Source organism: Mesorhizobium sp. M0140 (genome assembly GCF_040322475.1).
In the GTDB taxonomy this organism is placed as follows: Bacteria; Pseudomonadota; Alphaproteobacteria; order Rhizobiales; family Rhizobiaceae; genus Mesorhizobium.
In genome coordinates this window covers 34,706-49,638 of the sequence record NZ_JAMYTM010000042.1, presented here as the reverse complement: position 1 = coordinate 49,638, position 14,933 = coordinate 34,706, and the positions used below count along the sequence as shown (strand labels likewise).

At 63.4% G+C, this 14,933-nt stretch carries 15 protein-coding genes; 7 read left to right on the top strand and 8 right to left on the bottom strand.

Going from position 1 to position 14,933, the window contains the following annotated elements; genetic code table 11:
• Positions 1-290: 290 nt before the first annotated feature.
• The 3 genes from NKJ37_RS28760 to NKJ37_RS28750 form a co-directional block, all read right to left on the bottom strand.
• A complete protein-coding gene (locus NKJ37_RS28760) occupies positions 291-2,135 on the bottom strand; it encodes an aminopeptidase P family protein (RefSeq protein WP_352776053.1) in 1,845 nt (614 codons plus the stop codon).
• A gap of 146 nt (positions 2,136-2,281) precedes the next feature.
• A complete protein-coding gene (locus NKJ37_RS28755) occupies positions 2,282-3,154 on the bottom strand; it encodes a 50S ribosomal protein L11 methyltransferase (protein ID WP_352776051.1) in 873 nt (290 codons plus the stop codon).
• 10 nt (positions 3,155-3,164) lie between these two features.
• A complete protein-coding gene (locus tag NKJ37_RS28750; RefSeq protein ID WP_128303538.1) occupies positions 3,165-3,743 on the bottom strand; it encodes an SCO family protein in 579 nt (192 codons plus the stop codon).
• Positions 3,744-3,971: 228 nt separating this feature from the next.
• Here NKJ37_RS28750 and NKJ37_RS28745 point away from each other — a divergent pair, with 228 nt between their 5' ends.
• From NKJ37_RS28745 to NKJ37_RS28735, 3 genes are all read left to right on the top strand, one after another.
• A complete protein-coding gene (locus tag NKJ37_RS28745) occupies positions 3,972-4,463 on the top strand; it encodes a CreA family protein (RefSeq protein WP_352551976.1) in 492 nt (163 codons plus the stop codon).
• Between the two features lie 68 nt (positions 4,464-4,531).
• The gene (locus tag NKJ37_RS28740; RefSeq protein ID WP_352551811.1) at positions 4,532-5,173 is read left to right on the top strand and encodes a DapH/DapD/GlmU-related protein; all 642 of its coding nucleotides are present in this window, start codon (positions 4,532-4,534) and stop codon (positions 5,171-5,173) included.
• Positions 5,174-5,363: 190 nt separating this feature from the next.
• Complete coding sequence (locus tag NKJ37_RS28735) at positions 5,364-5,657, top strand: hypothetical protein (RefSeq protein ID WP_352776049.1); 294 nt, start codon at positions 5,364-5,366, stop codon at positions 5,655-5,657.
• Positions 5,658-5,762: 105 nt separating this feature from the next.
• On the opposite strand, the gene NKJ37_RS28730 is transcribed toward NKJ37_RS28735, so the two are convergent.
• Entirely contained in the window at positions 5,763-6,863 is a 1,101-nt protein-coding gene (locus NKJ37_RS28730; protein WP_352776047.1) for a hypothetical protein, read from the bottom strand.
• Between the two features lie 407 nt (positions 6,864-7,270).
• On the opposite strand from NKJ37_RS28730, the gene NKJ37_RS28725 reads away from it, so the two are divergent.
• Positions 7,271-7,696 carry a low affinity iron permease family protein gene (locus tag NKJ37_RS28725; protein WP_352722485.1) on the top strand — a complete coding sequence of 142 codons (426 nt, stop codon included), beginning with the start codon at positions 7,271-7,273 and terminating at the stop codon, positions 7,694-7,696.
• Between the two features lie 2 nt (positions 7,697-7,698).
• On the opposite strand, the gene NKJ37_RS28720 is transcribed toward NKJ37_RS28725, so the two are convergent.
• Positions 7,699-8,565 (bottom strand): SDR family NAD(P)-dependent oxidoreductase, encoded by an 867-nt coding sequence (locus NKJ37_RS28720; protein ID WP_128303508.1) that lies wholly within the window; start codon positions 8,563-8,565, stop codon positions 7,699-7,701.
• Positions 8,566-8,753: 188 nt separating this feature from the next.
• Here NKJ37_RS28720 and NKJ37_RS28715 point away from each other — a divergent pair, with 188 nt between their 5' ends.
• Positions 8,754-9,035, top strand: a complete 282-nt coding sequence (locus NKJ37_RS28715; RefSeq protein ID WP_023813121.1) for a hypothetical protein — start codon at positions 8,754-8,756, stop codon at positions 9,033-9,035.
• 53 nt (positions 9,036-9,088) lie between these two features.
• Here NKJ37_RS28715 and NKJ37_RS28710 read toward each other — a convergent pair whose 3' ends face one another.
• Positions 9,089-9,664, bottom strand: coding sequence for a TMEM175 family protein (locus NKJ37_RS28710; protein ID WP_127293041.1), 576 nt, complete (start codon positions 9,662-9,664; stop codon positions 9,089-9,091).
• A gap of 242 nt (positions 9,665-9,906) precedes the next feature.
• Between NKJ37_RS28710 and NKJ37_RS28705 the strand changes: the two genes are divergently transcribed.
• A complete protein-coding gene (locus NKJ37_RS28705; RefSeq protein WP_023813119.1) occupies positions 9,907-10,308 on the top strand; it encodes an SH3 domain-containing protein in 402 nt (133 codons plus the stop codon).
• 184 nt (positions 10,309-10,492) lie between these two features.
• Positions 10,493-11,704, top strand: a complete 1,212-nt coding sequence (locus NKJ37_RS28700) for an MFS transporter (protein ID WP_352776045.1) — start codon at positions 10,493-10,495, stop codon at positions 11,702-11,704.
• Positions 11,705-11,737: 33 nt separating this feature from the next.
• Here the strand turns inward: NKJ37_RS28700 and NKJ37_RS28695 are convergent, their stop codons facing one another.
• Positions 11,738-13,210: an MATE family efflux transporter gene (locus NKJ37_RS28695; protein ID WP_502902027.1), complete on the bottom strand. Its 1,473-nt coding sequence runs from the start codon at positions 13,208-13,210 to the stop codon at positions 11,738-11,740.
• A gap of 170 nt (positions 13,211-13,380) precedes the next feature.
• Positions 13,381-14,859: an esterase-like activity of phytase family protein gene (locus NKJ37_RS28690; RefSeq protein ID WP_352776041.1), complete on the bottom strand. Its 1,479-nt coding sequence runs from the start codon at positions 14,857-14,859 to the stop codon at positions 13,381-13,383.
• Positions 14,860-14,933 lie beyond the last annotated feature (74 nt).

Below are 14,933 nucleotides of genomic sequence, written 5' to 3'. Positions count from 1 at the left end.
TCGCGGGAATCGGTGACGTTGAACATCACCAGCCTGCCATGACCGCCCTCTCTCAGCGAATTTGCAGAACTCTCAGCACACTACCCCTCCCCACAAGGGGGAGGGAACGCTGCCGCGTGCCTTTAATTCTTCTTGGCGCCGAAAAGACAGGCGATTCTCCTGGGTCAGCGCCAACGGAAGTCTCCCTCCCCCTTGTGGGGAGGGGTTAGGGGTGGGGGTCCGTGCCGGGCAGCCATCTCAAGAATTCCATACGCGATAGTCCTGCCGTAAACGGGAGAAAGAAGCTCACCTCAAATCTTCGCGTCGTGCGGCAGCGGCGCTGTCGCCTTCTCCAGCCAGGCCAGCGTTTCGCCGTCGAGCATCGGGCCGATCTCGGTCAGCACGCGCGCATGGTACGTGTCCAGCCAGTGCAACTCGTCGCGCGTCAGGAGGTCCGACTGCACCAGTCTTGTGTCGATCGGCGCCAGCGTCAGCGTCTCGAAGCCGTGCATGGCGATATCGCCGCCCTCGATCTCTTGCGCCGACGTCACCAGGATCAGGTTCTCGATGCGGATGCCGTAGGCGCCTTCCTTGTAGTAGCCCGGCTCGTTGGACAGCATCATGCCTTCGAGCAGCTTTTCGGTGCCGGTGCGGGCGATACGCTGCGGCCCTTCATGCACGGCCAGATACGAGCCGACGCCATGGCCGGTGCCGTGGGCGAAGTCGCAACCGTGCTTCCACAGCGCCATGCGCGCGACGGCATCGATCTCGGAGCCGCGCGTGCCGGCGGGAAAGCGCAAGGTGGAAATGCCGATCATGCCTTTCAGCACCAGGGTGAAGCGTTCGCGCATCTCCTGCGTCGGCTGGCCGATCGGCACGGTGCGCGTGATGTCGGTGGTGCCGTCCTGATACTGCGCACCGGAATCGAGCAGGAACAGCTCGCCGGCCTGCAGCTTACGGCTGGTGGCGCGCGACACGCGGTAATGCATGATGGCACCGTTCGGGCCGGCGCCCGAAATGGTGTCGAAGGAGACATCGCGCAACGGCATCTGGGTCTCTTCGCCGGTCTGCCGGCGCTGTTCCTCCAGCCGGGTGACCACCGATATCTCGTCGAGCGATCCGGGTTTTTGCCGCTCCAGCCAGCACAGAAGCTTCGCCACGGCGGCACCGTCACGCCGATGCGCGGCGCGCGAGCCGTTGATTTCGGCCTGGTTCTTGGTGGCGCGCGGGATGCGGGCGGGGTCGGCTGCGGCGATCACGGTGCCGCCATTGGCCTCGACCAGCATGCGCAGCCTGTCGGCCGCCAGCACCGGATCGAGCGCGATTTTCGCGCCACTCTTGGCAAGTGCCGCAATCGCCGCTTCGAATTCGCCGGGCTCATGCGGCTCGGCGAGCTGGGTGAGGTAGGCCGCGACCTGGCGCGAGAACTTGCGCTTATCCATGAAAAGCTGGTGCGACCCATCGGCGGCGAGGATGGCGAAGCCGAGCGCCAGCGGCGTGTGCGGCACGTCGCCGCCACGGATGTTGAAGGCCCAGGCGATGGAGGAGGGGTCGGTCAGCACCGCATGGGTGGCACCATCCTTGGCGATCGCCGCCGCCAGCCGCGCCAGCTTGTCCTTGGCAAGCTCGCCGGCAAAGCCGATCGGGTGAAGCTCGACGGGAGCCACCGGCGCCTCGGGCTGATCCTTCCAGATAATGTCGATCGGGTTCTTGTCGAGCGGCACCAGCACAGCGCCCGATCTGTCGGCCGAAGCCTGCAGCGCCTTGACCTCGCTGATCGTGTGCAGCCATGGATCAAAGCCGAGCCGTGCGCCCTTGCCAAGATTGTCTTTCAGCCAGACGGCCGGGGGATTGTCGACCAGGCTTTCGATCGAAAAGACGTCGAGATCGACCTCGCTGCGCACCTGCAGCGTGTAGCGCCCGTCGACAAAGACGAAGGCGCGGTCGCGCAGGACGATGGCGACACCGGCCGAGCCGCTGAAGCCAGTCAGCCATTTCAGCCGCGCCGAGCGGTCGGCGACATATTCGCCCTGATGCTCGTCGGCACGCGGCACGATGAAGCCGTCCAGCCCGTTGGCTTCAAGCCATTGGCGCAGCAACGCCACACGCGGTTTACCGACGGCCGGGTCGCCGGCGGAATCGAAGGTCTGGAACATTGTGGGCCTCCTGCGGTCAGCGCAACCGTAGCGTACGGTCGCGGAAATCGGAATCGATTTCCGGCTGGGCGCAACCTGCTACAGCATCGCTTGGCTGACAATCGGCGGAACTTGGTCCAAGCTCGGTCGTTGCCGGCCTGCATGCCTCAATGCTTCAGATGGATCGTCACCCAGCCTTCGCGGTGCAAGGTGCGCACGTGGCGAAAATTCTGGCCGACATAGGCCGATATGACGGCGTCGCGCTGACGCTCGAGGATGCCTGACAGCACGACCGAGCCGCCAAGTGCGATGTGACCAGCCATTTGCGGCGCCAGCCGCATCAGCGGCCGCGCCAATATGTTGGCGACGATCAGATCGAAGGGCGCGCGCTTGCCGAAGATCGGATGGTGAAAGCCAGGCGCGGTTGCTGTTTCCACCAGTGCCTTGACGTGGTTGAGCCGCGCATTGGCGGCAGCCACCCGCACCGCCACCGGATCGATGTCGGTGGCCAGCACAGGAATATGCGCCAGCTTGGCGACGGCGATCGCCAGCACCGCGCTGCCGGTGCCGAGGTCGAGCGCATTGCGCGGATGCTCGCGCCGAACCACTCTTTCCAGCATTTCCAGGCAGCCGGCGGTGGTGCCGTGGTGGCCGGTGCCGAAGGCGAGGCCGGCCTCGATCTCGATGGCGAGCTCGCCGCTGTGGCGTTTCCTGCGGTCATGCGCGCCGTGGACGAAGAAACGGCCGGCACGCACCGGCTTCAGCTCTTCCAGCGAATGCGCCACCCAGTCGATGTCGGGCAGGGCCTCGCGCTTGATCGGCTTCGACAAAGCAAGCCCGGCAAGGATGTCCTTCAAACGGGTCTCGACCGCATCGACGTCGCCATCGGCATAGAGCGACACTTCGTGGATGTCCTTGTCCTCGTCGACCTCCAGGACGGCGATCGGCAGCCCTTCTTCCTCGAAGGCTGCCTCAAGCGCCGCAAAAATGCTGACGGACTCGGTCTTTCCGGTGGTGAAGTAAAGGCGCGTCTGGGTCATGAAATGGTAATCAGCCTTTCGCCGCCAGCCGCTTCAGCTTGGCGATGGCCGTATCGGCGCTTTCGCCGTAGGCGATGGTGCCGGCAAAGTCGCCATTGGCGTTGAGCAGCAGCACCGAGGCGGTGTGGTCCATCGTGTAGTCGCCGTCGCCGGTGTCGACCTTCTTCCAGTAGATGCCGAACGACTTGGCCATGGCATGGACCTTGTCCGGAGCGCCCGTGATGCCGACGATACGGTCGGAGAAATTGCTGACATAGGCGTTCATCACTTCCGGCGTGTCGCGCTCGGGATCGACCGAGACGAAATAGGCGTGCAGGTTCTTGCCGTCGTCGCCGAGCGTCTTCAGCCAGCCGGCCAGTTCGAACAGCGTGGTCGGGCAGACCTCGGGGCAATGGGTGAAGCCGAAGAAGACGACGCTGGGCTGCCCCCTGAAGGCGGCTTCGGTGATCGGCGTGCCTTTCTGGTCGACCAGGGTGAAGGCGGCCCCGAACGGTTCGCCGCCATAGTGGCCGCGGTACCAGTCGAAGGTCAGCCAGCCGATGCCGGCCGCCATCAGGACGAGAATGCCGACCAGGATAGAACGCATCATCATCAAAAGTCCGTCTGCAGAAATCGCCGCGCCGGCTCAATGCCGCGCCTGTGCGACAGTCTTAGCGGTTCGGCCTCGCACAGGCAAAGTGCCGCGTTGCCGCAACCGCGGCGGTGTCGACCTATCTGCTTGCAAAGCCGGGCTGCTCGCCCCACCTGTGACCGGCAACTCGAACCGCAGGAGGCTAGTTTGCGACGACTGGTTGGGCGACGACTGATTGGGCACGGACTGATTGGGCGGAAACTGATCGGCGGCGCCTTGGCCGCCTGCGTTGTCCTTGGCGCCGGTGCCGCGGTCGCCGAGGAAGTCGGCAAGGTCGGCGTCGACTGGCTCGGCAACGACATCATCGTCGAGGCGATCAAGGATCCGAAAGTGGAGGGCGTGACCTGCCATGTCTCCTATTTCGATCGCGGCATCATCGATCGCCTGCACAAGGGCAACTGGTTCGAGGATCCGTCCGATTCCTCGATCTCCTGCCGCCAGACCGGTCCGATCACCATCGGTGACATCGACATGAGCGAGGGCGGCGAGGAAGTGTTCAAGCAAGGCATCAGCCTGATCTGGAAGAAACAGGTGGTGAACCGCATCTACGACAAGGCCAACGAGACGCTGATCTATCTCTCGCATTCGCGCCAGGTGCAGAACGGCTCGGCCAAAATGTCGGTCACCACCGTGCCGCTCTACGGTCAGAACGTGGTGTGGAGCAAAGGCAAGCCGTAACAGGCTGCCGACCTTCGGACGATTGGTCCCGCTTGCGGGACCAATCGCTCGGGGGTAAAGCCGCCGGCATGGACCGTACTGAAAGTCTTGTGCCGAAGGATTCCGAGCCGCGCATTCATCCGACCGCGGAACTGAAGGCGTGCAAGCTCGGCCGCTATGCCTCGATCGGCGAGCGGGTGGTGCTGCGCGAGGTGAATGTCGGCGACTTCTCCTATTTTGAACGCCACTGCGAAGCGATCTACACGACGATCGGCAAATTCTGCTCTATCGCCGCCAACAGCCGCATCAATGCGCTGGAGCATCCCATAGAGCGGCTGACCCAGCACAAGCTCAGCTACCGGCCGAACGAGTATTTTCGTTGGCTGGGCGTCGATGCCGCCTTCCGCGAGCGGCGGCAGGCGAAAGTGGTGACCATCGGCCATGATGTCTGGATCGGCCACGGCGCGGTGATCATGCCTGGGGTCGCCGTCGGCAACGGTGCCGTCATCGGCGCCAACGCCGTGGTGACGCGTGACGTGCCGTCCTATGCGATCGTCGCCGGCGTGCCGACGAAGGCTCTCCGGCCACGCTTCGCTCCGGATATCGCGGCGCGGATCGAAGCTCTCGCCTGGTGGGACTGGCCGGTCGAAAAGCTGGCCAGAGCGGTTCCCGACATGCAGGCAATGCCGATCGAAGCGTTCCTCGATCGCTGGGAAAACGACGCCGTCTGACCAGCTCAAGACTTCGACGGTAACCAATTTTCTTAACGTAAAATATTAAAGTTAAGAAATGGAAAACGGATTGTATCCGTGAAATGAAACACTCCAAAGTTGCAAGAGTTTCGGCAAAATGCACTACTCGGTTCGGGGGTAAGTCGTAAGAAGTCGAAGAAAACACTACTAGCATCAATGGAGAGAAGTCATGAAGAAGTTCGCACTTGTACTCACCGCTGCTATGGTTTCGTTCTCGACTGTCGGCGCCTATGCCGGCGGCTGGGGAGGTAGCTCGGGTAGCCTGATCAATGTGTCGCCGTCCATCGGCGTCGGCCAGGTGACCGCGCTCAATGGCATCCTGAGTGGCAACAACATCCTGAGCGGCAATGTCGTCCAAGGCATTCTGAACGGCAACAAGACCAACGTCCTTACCGGCGTTCTCAGCGGTATCGGCGTCAATATCCTTGGCGGCAACAGCTACAAGCTCGGCAGCCGCCGCTGAGCAGGAGAATCACGGGCAATCATCTGTCACGTGTCGTGGGCAGGAGGGTCTTCAACACCCTCCTGCCTCCGCTTGTGGGTCTGCCCAGTCAAGCGCGGGAATGAGCTAGATCTTCGCCCGCAGGCCCACAAATGCATCGACCGTGTGCTCGCGCTCGTCGATCACGGTCTTGAAGGTCTCGGAAACGTCGACGCGAACGACAATGGCCATCGATTTGGTCGTGTTGTACGTCGCTTCGGCATAGACGCCTTTGCGGCGCTCCTGGTTCTCGTAGAGCAGGTTGTCCTTGAGCTCATAGAAGATGCCGGACGCGATGCCGAGGTTCTCGCGCACCTTCATGCCGAGTTCCAGCTCCGCGCGCTGCAGCCATGACGCTAGCGGATCGTCGGTTTCGGACGTTTCGTAGCGGCCGAAATAGGTGCCGCGCAGCTCGAAGCCGTGCGGCAGCGGCTTGCCGAAGGTGACCTGCCAGGTTGGGCGCCAGCGCCGGTAGATGTCGTCGGCGCCACGCAGGAACTGCGCGCCCAACGCCACGCCGAGCGTCGAGCCATCAGTGGCCTTGTAGGCCGCCTCGGCGCGCAGCGTGTAGGCGTTGAACGACAGGAACAGCGGCGGGTAACCGATTTCCTGAACGCTGGCGAACAGCGCGGACGCGGACGCGCCGAAGGCAAGCTGGCCAACTGTCTGGGTGACCCGAGCCGCCAACTGGAAGAGATTGCGGTCGGCATGCAGCTTCGCCGGCAGGATGAGATCTTCCTGGAAATGCGTCGCGCCGAGCTTTTCGTAGCTGTCGGCGGCCTCGAGGATCAGCGAGGTGGCGTTGCCGAGGTCGATGCCGAGTTGTGTCTGGGCGCCGAAGACCTGCTTGAACTCGCGCGTACCCAGCGTCAGCGGGCCGATGTCCAGATTGTCGCCGGTGCTGGAGACGCGATAGCTCAGCGATCCCCTCAGTTCGAGACCCGGGCCGAGCCGGCGGAAGGCCTCGGCCGACAGCGACAATCCGCGGTCGTCCTCGATCGACGTCTTGTCGAAATGCGTTACCTGAAAGTCCGCGCTGAGTTTCGCGTTGGCGTCGTTGTCGCCCCATTGCTGCTGCAGCGTACCGCGCAACAGTGTGTACCAGTCCTTGACCGCATGGTCGCTGTCCAGCGCGTTGTTGGTCCAATGCCGTTCGAGACTGCCGGTGATAGTCGGATCGGTCGCCATTTCGGCAGCCGGTGCTGTTGGTGGTTCTGCCCTGGCGCTCACGGTCGCACAGGCCATCAGCAGGCCTAGGCCGGCGCTGCCAAGCAATCTGCGGGAAAGTGGAGCGACCGTCCGTCTTTCTGCCGGTCGGCGCTTTCGGGAAACCATGCTCCGCGCTCTCCGGACTGAAACCCCTTCCGCCATGCGGGGGTGGCGCAGCGGAAGGGGCTGGAGGTAAACCGCTGTGAAGCGGAAGGAACAGGCACTCTTGCCTGCAGGGTTACTGTGACATTGAACCCATAAGCTGTGTTTTCTGCCTTATTCTCCTTATGCGTGCATTCGATTGCACTTACGTATTTGTTTGCGTCGGGAACCTGAAACGGTCGCTGATTGTTTCTCATCGCGCCGCAGCGTCGAGGATACGATAGATGGAAAAGCATTTCACCAAGGTCGCCAACTGGGTCGCCCGCATAGCCGGCCTGCCGCCTACATTCGCCGTCTGTTGCCTGATCGTCATCGTCTGGGCGGTGAGCGGTCCGTTCTTCGGCTTTTCGGACACCTGGCAACTCGTCATCAACACGGGCACGACCATCATCACCTTCCTGATGGTCTTCCTGATCCAGAACACTCAGAACCGCGACGGCGCGGCGATCCAGGCCAAGCTCGACGAACTGATCCGGGTCGGCAAGGGCCACAACCACTTCATAGGCATCGAGCATCTGACCGAATCCGAAGTCGAGGAAATCCGCGCCAAATGCGAGCGTGCGGCAAAGCGGCATGACGAACAGATCGCCGACATGGCAGCGAAGAAGGTTGTGACGAGGAAGCGCGGGTCGAAAAAGCAGGCGGCCTAAGATCAGTCCTTCATGAACGCCGCGAAACTGTCCTTGTGGTCCGGATGCCAGCGGGACAGGGCTGGGCGGTTCTCGATGATGTCGCCGATCGCCCAGGCCATGCGCTTTTCATCCAGCGGGCGGGCCGCCTCATTGTCCGGGCACAGGATGTAGAAATCGCCTCTGGTCAGGGATTCCAGCATGAAATCCACAACCTGTTCGCCGGTCCAGGCGCCGGCCGGTTTTTCCGTCGCGCCCTCGGTCAGGCCGGTAAAGGTGAAGCCGGGGATCAGCAGATGGGCAGCGACATGGGCGCCGGGTTCGTTGCGTAACGCATGCGCCAGGCCCTCGGTGAAGGTTTTCACCCCTGCCTTGGAGACATTGTAGGCAAGATTGCCGGGCGGCGTGGTGATGCCTTGCTTGGAGCCGGTGTTGACGATCAAACCCGGCCCGGCCGAGGCCAGCATTCGCGGCGCGAAGGCCTCCACGCCATGCACGACGCCCCAGAAATTGATGTCCAGCAGCCGTTTCCAGGCATCGCGGTTTTCCCATGGCTTTCCGGGATTGTCGCCGACGCCGGCATTGTTCATCAGCAGCGACACGCCGTCGAAGGCGCCGAACGCCCTCTCGGCGAGGCGGTCCACCTCATCCGCCTTCGAAACGTCGGCGGCGACGGCAAGCACGGCATCGTCGCCGGCAATCGCAGAAACGGCGCGCGAGGCGTCGTCAAGCCGCGCGCCGCCAATGTCGGCCAGCACGATCTTCATGCCCATCAGTGCAAGCCGCTTGGCGGCCGCCAGACCGATGCCGCTGGCGGCGCCGGTGATCACGGCGGCATTGCCTGGGGCAAGCGCGGGCAGGGCGGTCTGGATCTCGGCGTCGGTGATCATGGGCGATGGGTTCCTTGTTCGATGGCGCCGAACTTAGCGCCGGAGCCGGCCGGTGCAAGCCTCTGCTCGCCTTGTCGGGTTGACCAGTGCGGTCGAGGCTGCGCATGTTGCCCTTTGCCTCCGCAAAAGAGATTTTGCCCTGGGGACAAAACAAACTTTAGCCCTGGGGGCAAACGGAGATTTCCTGATTGACGGACTGGGTTGCAATCCTGAAAGAACAGACCGCCATTGGCGACCAGATGGGCCGCGAGGTGCCGCAGATGCTGGCCAATCCCGACATCAGCGAAACGCAGGTGAAGACGCTCTTTTCCGCCCTGGAGAAACAAGCCGAGTTCGTCGAGAAGCTGCGCATGGCGCTGGAAAAGTTCGGCCATGATTTCTCGATCATCAAGGCCGCGGAACGGCTGGAGGAGCGCTATGCAGACCTCGCCGCATCGGTGGCGGAAAAACTGAAAGCGATGCGCAAGTAGCGCAACTCTGGGAAAGACGTGCAGCGCTTTGCCTTGAAAATGCGTGAAGACAGCTACTTTTCAATCACCCGCGCAAAGCGCGTATCCGGCACGAGCCAAATCATCGCGACCAGCACATAGAGCGCGACGCCGATCCACTGGCTGACGAAGGTCAGCACGACGGCTGCGATGTAGACAGCCAGCGAGAGCTTCCCCTTGCGGTCAGTACCCAGCGCCTTGGCAAAGGCGGTATCATTGCCGTGCAGGCGATGCAGCGCGGCGGCGAGTATGGTGTAGGCGATGGCGCATAGCGCGAGGTCGGTGCCATAGACCGCGACCGGCACCGGCGCAAAGTGGTTCTCGCCCATGAAGGCTGTGGTCACCGGCATCAGCGACAGCCAGAACAGCAGATTGAGGTTGGCCCACAGCACGCGCCCGTCGACCCGCTGCACGGCGTGGAACATGTTGTGCAGGTTGTTCCAGTAGATGCCGACATTGATGAAGGACAGCACGTAGCAGAAGAAGATCGGCCACAACGGCACCAGGGCGGAGAAGTCCTCGCCGTGCGGCACTTTCAACTCAAGCACCATGATGGTGATGATGATGGCCACGACACCATCGGTGAATGCCTCGACCCTGCCTTTGCCCATGGATCCCACCTTTGCCCGCGATGAATTGTCGAAAGAGAGAGTAAACGCTAGCGGATGTTGGGGAGCCAATAAATGGCAACCGGGGAATTCCTCAACCATGTCCAAGGAAAATCCGGCATCAGTCCCGCTGGTCAGGACGATTACGGCCGCCCACCGTTGACTTTTCTTGGCTTGGCCGCTCCTCTTGCAGGGCAGTCTTGGCCGAAGCAGATGTACGGCTGGGATTCGAATGGAGGGGACTGATGAGATTTCGTTTTCTGCTTGTGGTCGCGACCATCCTGGCCGCGGTCTTCGGGACGTCGGCCGCGGCCTTCGCCTACAGCGCCCACACCTCGACCAACCTCAACGTCCGCAGCGGGCCGGGAGCGGGATACGCCAGGGTGGGAACGCTGCCCGCCGGCTTCAGGGTCAATGTCACCGGCTGCCAGCCGGGCTGGTGTAGAATCCACGGCGGCGGCGTGAGCGGCTGGGCCAGCGCCGGTTATCTCGAACGCTCCCAGATCGTTCGCCCGCCGATCATCATCGTGCGCCCGCCGCATCGGCCGCACTGGCAGCACAGGCCGCACCGTCCTCCGCACCATCGCCCGCCGCACAAGCCGCGCCCCGGCAAGTGCAAGATCGCGCCCGGCTTCCCCTGCAGGTGAGGCCGACCGGTTGAGCGATAGATGACGGATCGGAGCCGCTGGCCCCGATCCGAGCCTGTTCAGCCGGCAGATATCCCGCTCAAGCAATGTCCACGGTGCTGTCAGGAGCCTCCCTGTCGGCTGGAACGTCGTGGATGAAACCGCGTTAAATCCTCGATCCCCGAAATTGGTGACGAGGTTGGCCATGGCCATTCGCAATTTTGCGCATACGCACGAAGGAGCAGGTGGCGACGCTCTTGCAATCCCCACCGTCGCCGCGATGATTGCGGTGCTGTTTGCCGGCAGCACGGTGCTGACGCCGCTCTATATCGTGTACAAGCAGCAATTCGGCTTTTCACAAATCACCCTGACGCTGATCTACGCCGTGTATGTCGTCGGCAATCTGGCGGCATTGGTGATGTTCGGCGGGGTGTCCGATGTCGTCGGGCGCCGGCCCGCGAGCCTGGCGGCGATGCTTGTCGCCATCGTCAGTGCGCTTGTCTTCCTGTTTGCCGGAAACGTCGTCTCGCTCGACGTCGCCCGCATCCTGAGCGGGCTTGGCATCGGCGTCGGCGCGGGGACCGGAACTGCGTGGATTGCCGAGCTTCTTCCCGGCGCGGACAAGTCGCGCGCCAGTGTGATCGCCACCAGCACCAATTTCCTCGGCCTCGGCTTCGGCGCACTGATTTCGGGACTTCTGGCTGAATATGAGCCATGGCCGTTGCGGCTGATCTTCATCGTCTATCTGGCAGCACTTTTGGTGGTAACGATCCTGGTCTGGCGCACTCGCGAAACGGTGGCGAAGCCGGGCGGCCTGCGGCGGCTTTCCTTGCGGCCGCAACTTTCCGTCCCGGAGGAAATCCGTGCGCGCTTCGTCGCGCCGGCGGTGACCGGCTTCGGCGCGATGGCGCTGGTCGGGTTCTACGCCGCGTTGGCGCCGAGCATCCTGGCGCAGCAGCTGCATGTGACCAACCACGCCGTCGCCGGCGCGCTGTTGTTCGAACTGGCGATCGTCACCGCGATCAGCATTGTCGTTCTGATGCACATGAAGAGCAACAAAGCGATGCTGGCTGCGCTGGCATTGATGATCCCAAGCGTCTCGTTGGTGGTGGCGGCGCAGACACTGGCCTCGATGGCACTGATGGTTGCTGCGACGGCCTGTTGCGGCGTTGCGGCGGCGCTTGGTTACCGTGGCGGGCTGCAAGTGGTGAACGAGATCGCGCCGAAGGCTCGTCGCGCCGAAGTGGTGTCCAGCTTCTTCATCTGCTGCTTTGTCGGCAACGCCTTGCCCGTCATCGGCATCGGCATCGTTTCGACCTATGCCAGTCCCATCGCCGCCAGCCTGGCGTTCGCCTGCGTGATCCTGGCGTTTGCGTTGGTGGCACTGGCTTTTGAGCTGAAACAACACGGGCGTTGAGCCCTGGAGCTGTCCAGCGGAACCGGGTTGGCTTCAGCCGTTCGGTGTTTCAGGCGAAAGATGCGCGCGTCCGCGCGGCACGCCAAGACCGGTGTCCGGCGGCTCGCCGGCGGCCGGCCTGTTCTCGATCATGTGCGTGGTGCGCCAGCGGCCGAAACGGTAGTAGGCAGAGGCCAGTATAAGCGAGCTGATTGAACCGGCCGGGAAACTCCACCACAGCGCTTCCTCGCCGATCACGCCACGCATGAAATAGGCAAAGCCGGTGCGCACGATCAGCACCGAAATGACCAGGATGATCAGCGGCGGCATCACGGCACCCGTGGCTCTTACGGTGGCAAACAGCACGATGGTTATGCCGAACAGAATGAACGACCACGAGGCGACATTGTTGATGTGGACGGCGATGTCGATCGCCGCGCTGTCGCTGCTCAGGAACAGGCTCAGCACCGAACGGTCGAAAACCGACAGCACGGCAACCAGCGCGCCGGTCAGGACCAGGTTGAAGCCTACACCGGAGGCGGCGATGCGGCCGATCCGGTCCCAGCGCCCGGCGCCGACATTTTGCGCCGCCATCGAGGACACCGCGGCGCCGATGGCGAGCGCCGGCATCTGGATATAGGTCCACAGCTGGGCGGCGATGCCGTAAGCGGCGGCGACCTGCGAGCCGTTGGAGTTGACCATGCCCATCACTGTCAATGCAGCCGCGGAGATGACAATCATCTGCAGACCCATCGGCACGCCCTTGAAGACGACGATGCGAAGCAAGGTGGGATCGGGCCGCAGCAGAGCGAGGTTGGCGCCGGCCAGCCGCAGCGGATGCTTGCGCACATAGAGCACGATCAGGATGGCGATCACGCTTACCGTCTGGCCGATCAGCGTCGACGTGGCGGAGCCTGCGATACCGAGCTCGGGAAACGGCCCGATGCCGCGGATGAGCAATGGGTTGAGCACGATGTCGAGGACGACGGCCAGAGCCATGAAGAAGAAGGGCGTGCGTGAATCGCCGGCACCGCGCAGCACGGTCATGACGAAGGACAGAAGGTTCATCATCGGCACGGCGACGAAGATGATGCGCAGATAGGACCGGGCCAGCGGCAAGGCATCGGCCGGTGTGCCGAGCGTGTTGAGAATGGCGTCGACCCAGATCCAGCCGCAGACCGCGAAGATAACCGAGACGAGGAAGAAGAACGTCGCGCTGGTGCCGACGATGCGGCGCGCCTCGGGCAGGTCGCGGGCACCGACCGACTGGGCCACCAGAATGGTGGCCGCCATGCCGATGCCAAACACAGTGCCGAGGATCAGGAACAGGACGAGGTTGGCGTTGGAGGTGGCGGTCAGCGCCGATTCGCCGAGGAAACGGCCGACCCAGACGGCGTTGATCGATCCGTTGAGCGACTGCAGCACGTTGGAGCCGAGCACCGGCAAGGCGAACAGCAGAAGCGTGCGCGGGATCGGGCCGCTGGTCAGGTCGCCGGTGCGCCGGCGCGCGGGCATTTTTTCGTCCATGGCGGGCAGCTCGGCAGATGGTGATTTGGGATCCAGTCCACGATGATATCGCAGGCGGGACCGAGATGCACCCTTGCGAACGCGCCGCACGGCTGAAAGCCGCTGCCCCCCGTTCATATCAGCCGCTGCCCCAGCGGACGCGCCAAGCGCGCCCGTCCGTGCAGTGGTCGTTACTTCTTGGCCAGACCCGGCAGCGTGACCTGATAGACCAGGAACATGGTGTCGACATTGGCGCCGTCTTCCGCCTTGTAGGGCGCGCCAACCTGGAAACCGTCCTGGGCAAGGAAGTCGTTGTCGTTGGCGACGAACAGGAAGTAGTCGTCGGGCAGCTTCGCATCGATCACGCTAACCACCGACATCGCCTCCCACTTCTCCGACAGGTTGTTCTTGTCGTTCGGCGCGCCATTGTGCAGGCCGAAGCGGCCGAGCTCGGCACTGTCGTTGATGTCGATGAATGGCGTCAGCTTGGCCGGTGTCACCGATGGGTCGACGACGCCCTTGGGGGCGACCGGCTTGTCAGCGGCATCGAAGGCGCTGTCGGCGATGTCGGTCGCGGTGGATAGGTCGACGACGTTGACCTGGCGATAGAGCGAGGCATCGCCCTTCAGGCCCTGGCCGTTGCCGCTGTCGCGCGCCAGCATCAGGAAGGTCTGATCCGACAGTGCCACGATCTCGCTCTGCGCGGCGACCTTGGTCTTGCCCTTGGCATCCTTGAACACCGGCAGCGGCACGACATACTCATGCGCCAGCTTGAGATGGCCGAGGTCGGATGCGTCGTAGACCAGGGCGCGGGTGTTCTGGCGCGTGGCGGGCGAATCGCCGCCGTCCTGCCGGGGCGCCGACTGCAGCACGGCGATCAGGAACTTGCCGTCTGGCGTCACTGCCATGCCTTCGAGGCCTTGGTTGTTCTGGCGGCCGGTTTCGGGATCCTTCGGATCGGGCTCGGCGGCACCGGGTCCCGGATTGTCCGAGGCGAAGTTCGGCGTGCCGTGGCGCATCGGCACGAGGGCGGCCGGGGGCTGGGTTGCCGACAGCAGATGCCCGTCGGCGGAAAACCGATAGATGTTCGGGCCGTATTCGTCGGAGATGAACATCGAACCATCGGGCAGCCGCACGATCGCCTCGTTGTCGAGCGCCAGCTTGCCATTGTCGGCTTGCGGCAGGATCGGCATGTCGCCGCTTGCCGCGCGCACGCCGTTGAGCGGATCGAGGCCTGTGGCATCAGCGCCCTTGTCGTCGGTGAGCAGCATAGTGTCGGCAAGCGTCGCCTTGACGCCCGTCTGCTCCTGGCCGGCAGCAGGTGCCGCACCCAATGCAGTCGGCGTGAATTCGATGCCGATCGTGTTGAGGCGCGGCCGGTAGTCGGTCGTGCCGACCACATTGTAGCCGCGGTCCGGCAGCAGCCAGAGCGAGCCTTTGTAGCCGCCAGCATCATGCGTCCAGCCTGATGTGTCGATCGCCATGCCGGAGCCCGAACCAAACGTCTCGCCGAACTTGTCGCGCTGAGCGGCCGCGATGCGGCCGACACCGACCAGCCCCTTGTTGACGAGGCCGCCGACGGTCGCGGTGCTGTCGGCGAGCGCCGGCGTCAAGGCGGTGAACAAGGCCAGCGCGACGCCGAGCGACGCGGTTCGGTACAGGTGTTTCATGGATAATCCTCTTTGTGACGGATGTGCCGCGAGGCGCGACATCGATGATGCCGCGCAGGCCTCCCCGAAACGCG

Coding starts and splice junctions, on each gene's coding strand:
- NKJ37_RS28755 (WP_352776051.1), bottom strand. CDS start 3,154: ATGACCCAGACGCGCCTTTACTTCACCACCGGAAAGACCGAGTCCGTC.
- NKJ37_RS28750 (WP_128303538.1), bottom strand. CDS start 3,743: ATGATGCGTTCTATCCTGGTCGGCATTCTCGTCCTGATGGCGGCCGGC.
- NKJ37_RS28710 (WP_127293041.1), bottom strand. CDS start 9,664: ATGGGCAAAGGCAGGGTCGAGGCATTCACCGATGGTGTCGTGGCCATC.
- NKJ37_RS28735 (WP_352776049.1), top strand. CDS start 5,364: ATGAAGAAGTTCGCACTTGTACTCACCGCTGCTATGGTTTCGTTCTCG.
- NKJ37_RS28690 (WP_352776041.1), bottom strand. CDS start 14,859: ATGAAACACCTGTACCGAACCGCGTCGCTCGGCGTCGCGCTGGCCTTG.
- NKJ37_RS28760 (WP_352776053.1), bottom strand. CDS start 2,135: ATGTTCCAGACCTTCGATTCCGCCGGCGACCCGGCCGTCGGTAAACCG.
- NKJ37_RS28695 (WP_502902027.1), bottom strand. CDS start 13,210: ATGGACGAAAAAATGCCCGCGCGCCGGCGCACCGGCGACCTGACCAGC.
- NKJ37_RS28720 (WP_128303508.1), bottom strand. CDS start 8,565: ATGATCACCGACGCCGAGATCCAGACCGCCCTGCCCGCGCTTGCCCCA.
- NKJ37_RS28725 (WP_352722485.1), top strand. CDS start 7,271: ATGGAAAAGCATTTCACCAAGGTCGCCAACTGGGTCGCCCGCATAGCC.
- NKJ37_RS28700 (WP_352776045.1), top strand. CDS start 10,493: ATGGCCATTCGCAATTTTGCGCATACGCACGAAGGAGCAGGTGGCGAC.
- NKJ37_RS28740 (WP_352551811.1), top strand. CDS start 4,532: ATGGACCGTACTGAAAGTCTTGTGCCGAAGGATTCCGAGCCGCGCATT.
- NKJ37_RS28730 (WP_352776047.1), bottom strand. CDS start 6,863: ATGGCGACCGATCCGACTATCACCGGCAGTCTCGAACGGCATTGGACC.
- NKJ37_RS28705 (WP_023813119.1), top strand. CDS start 9,907: ATGAGATTTCGTTTTCTGCTTGTGGTCGCGACCATCCTGGCCGCGGTC.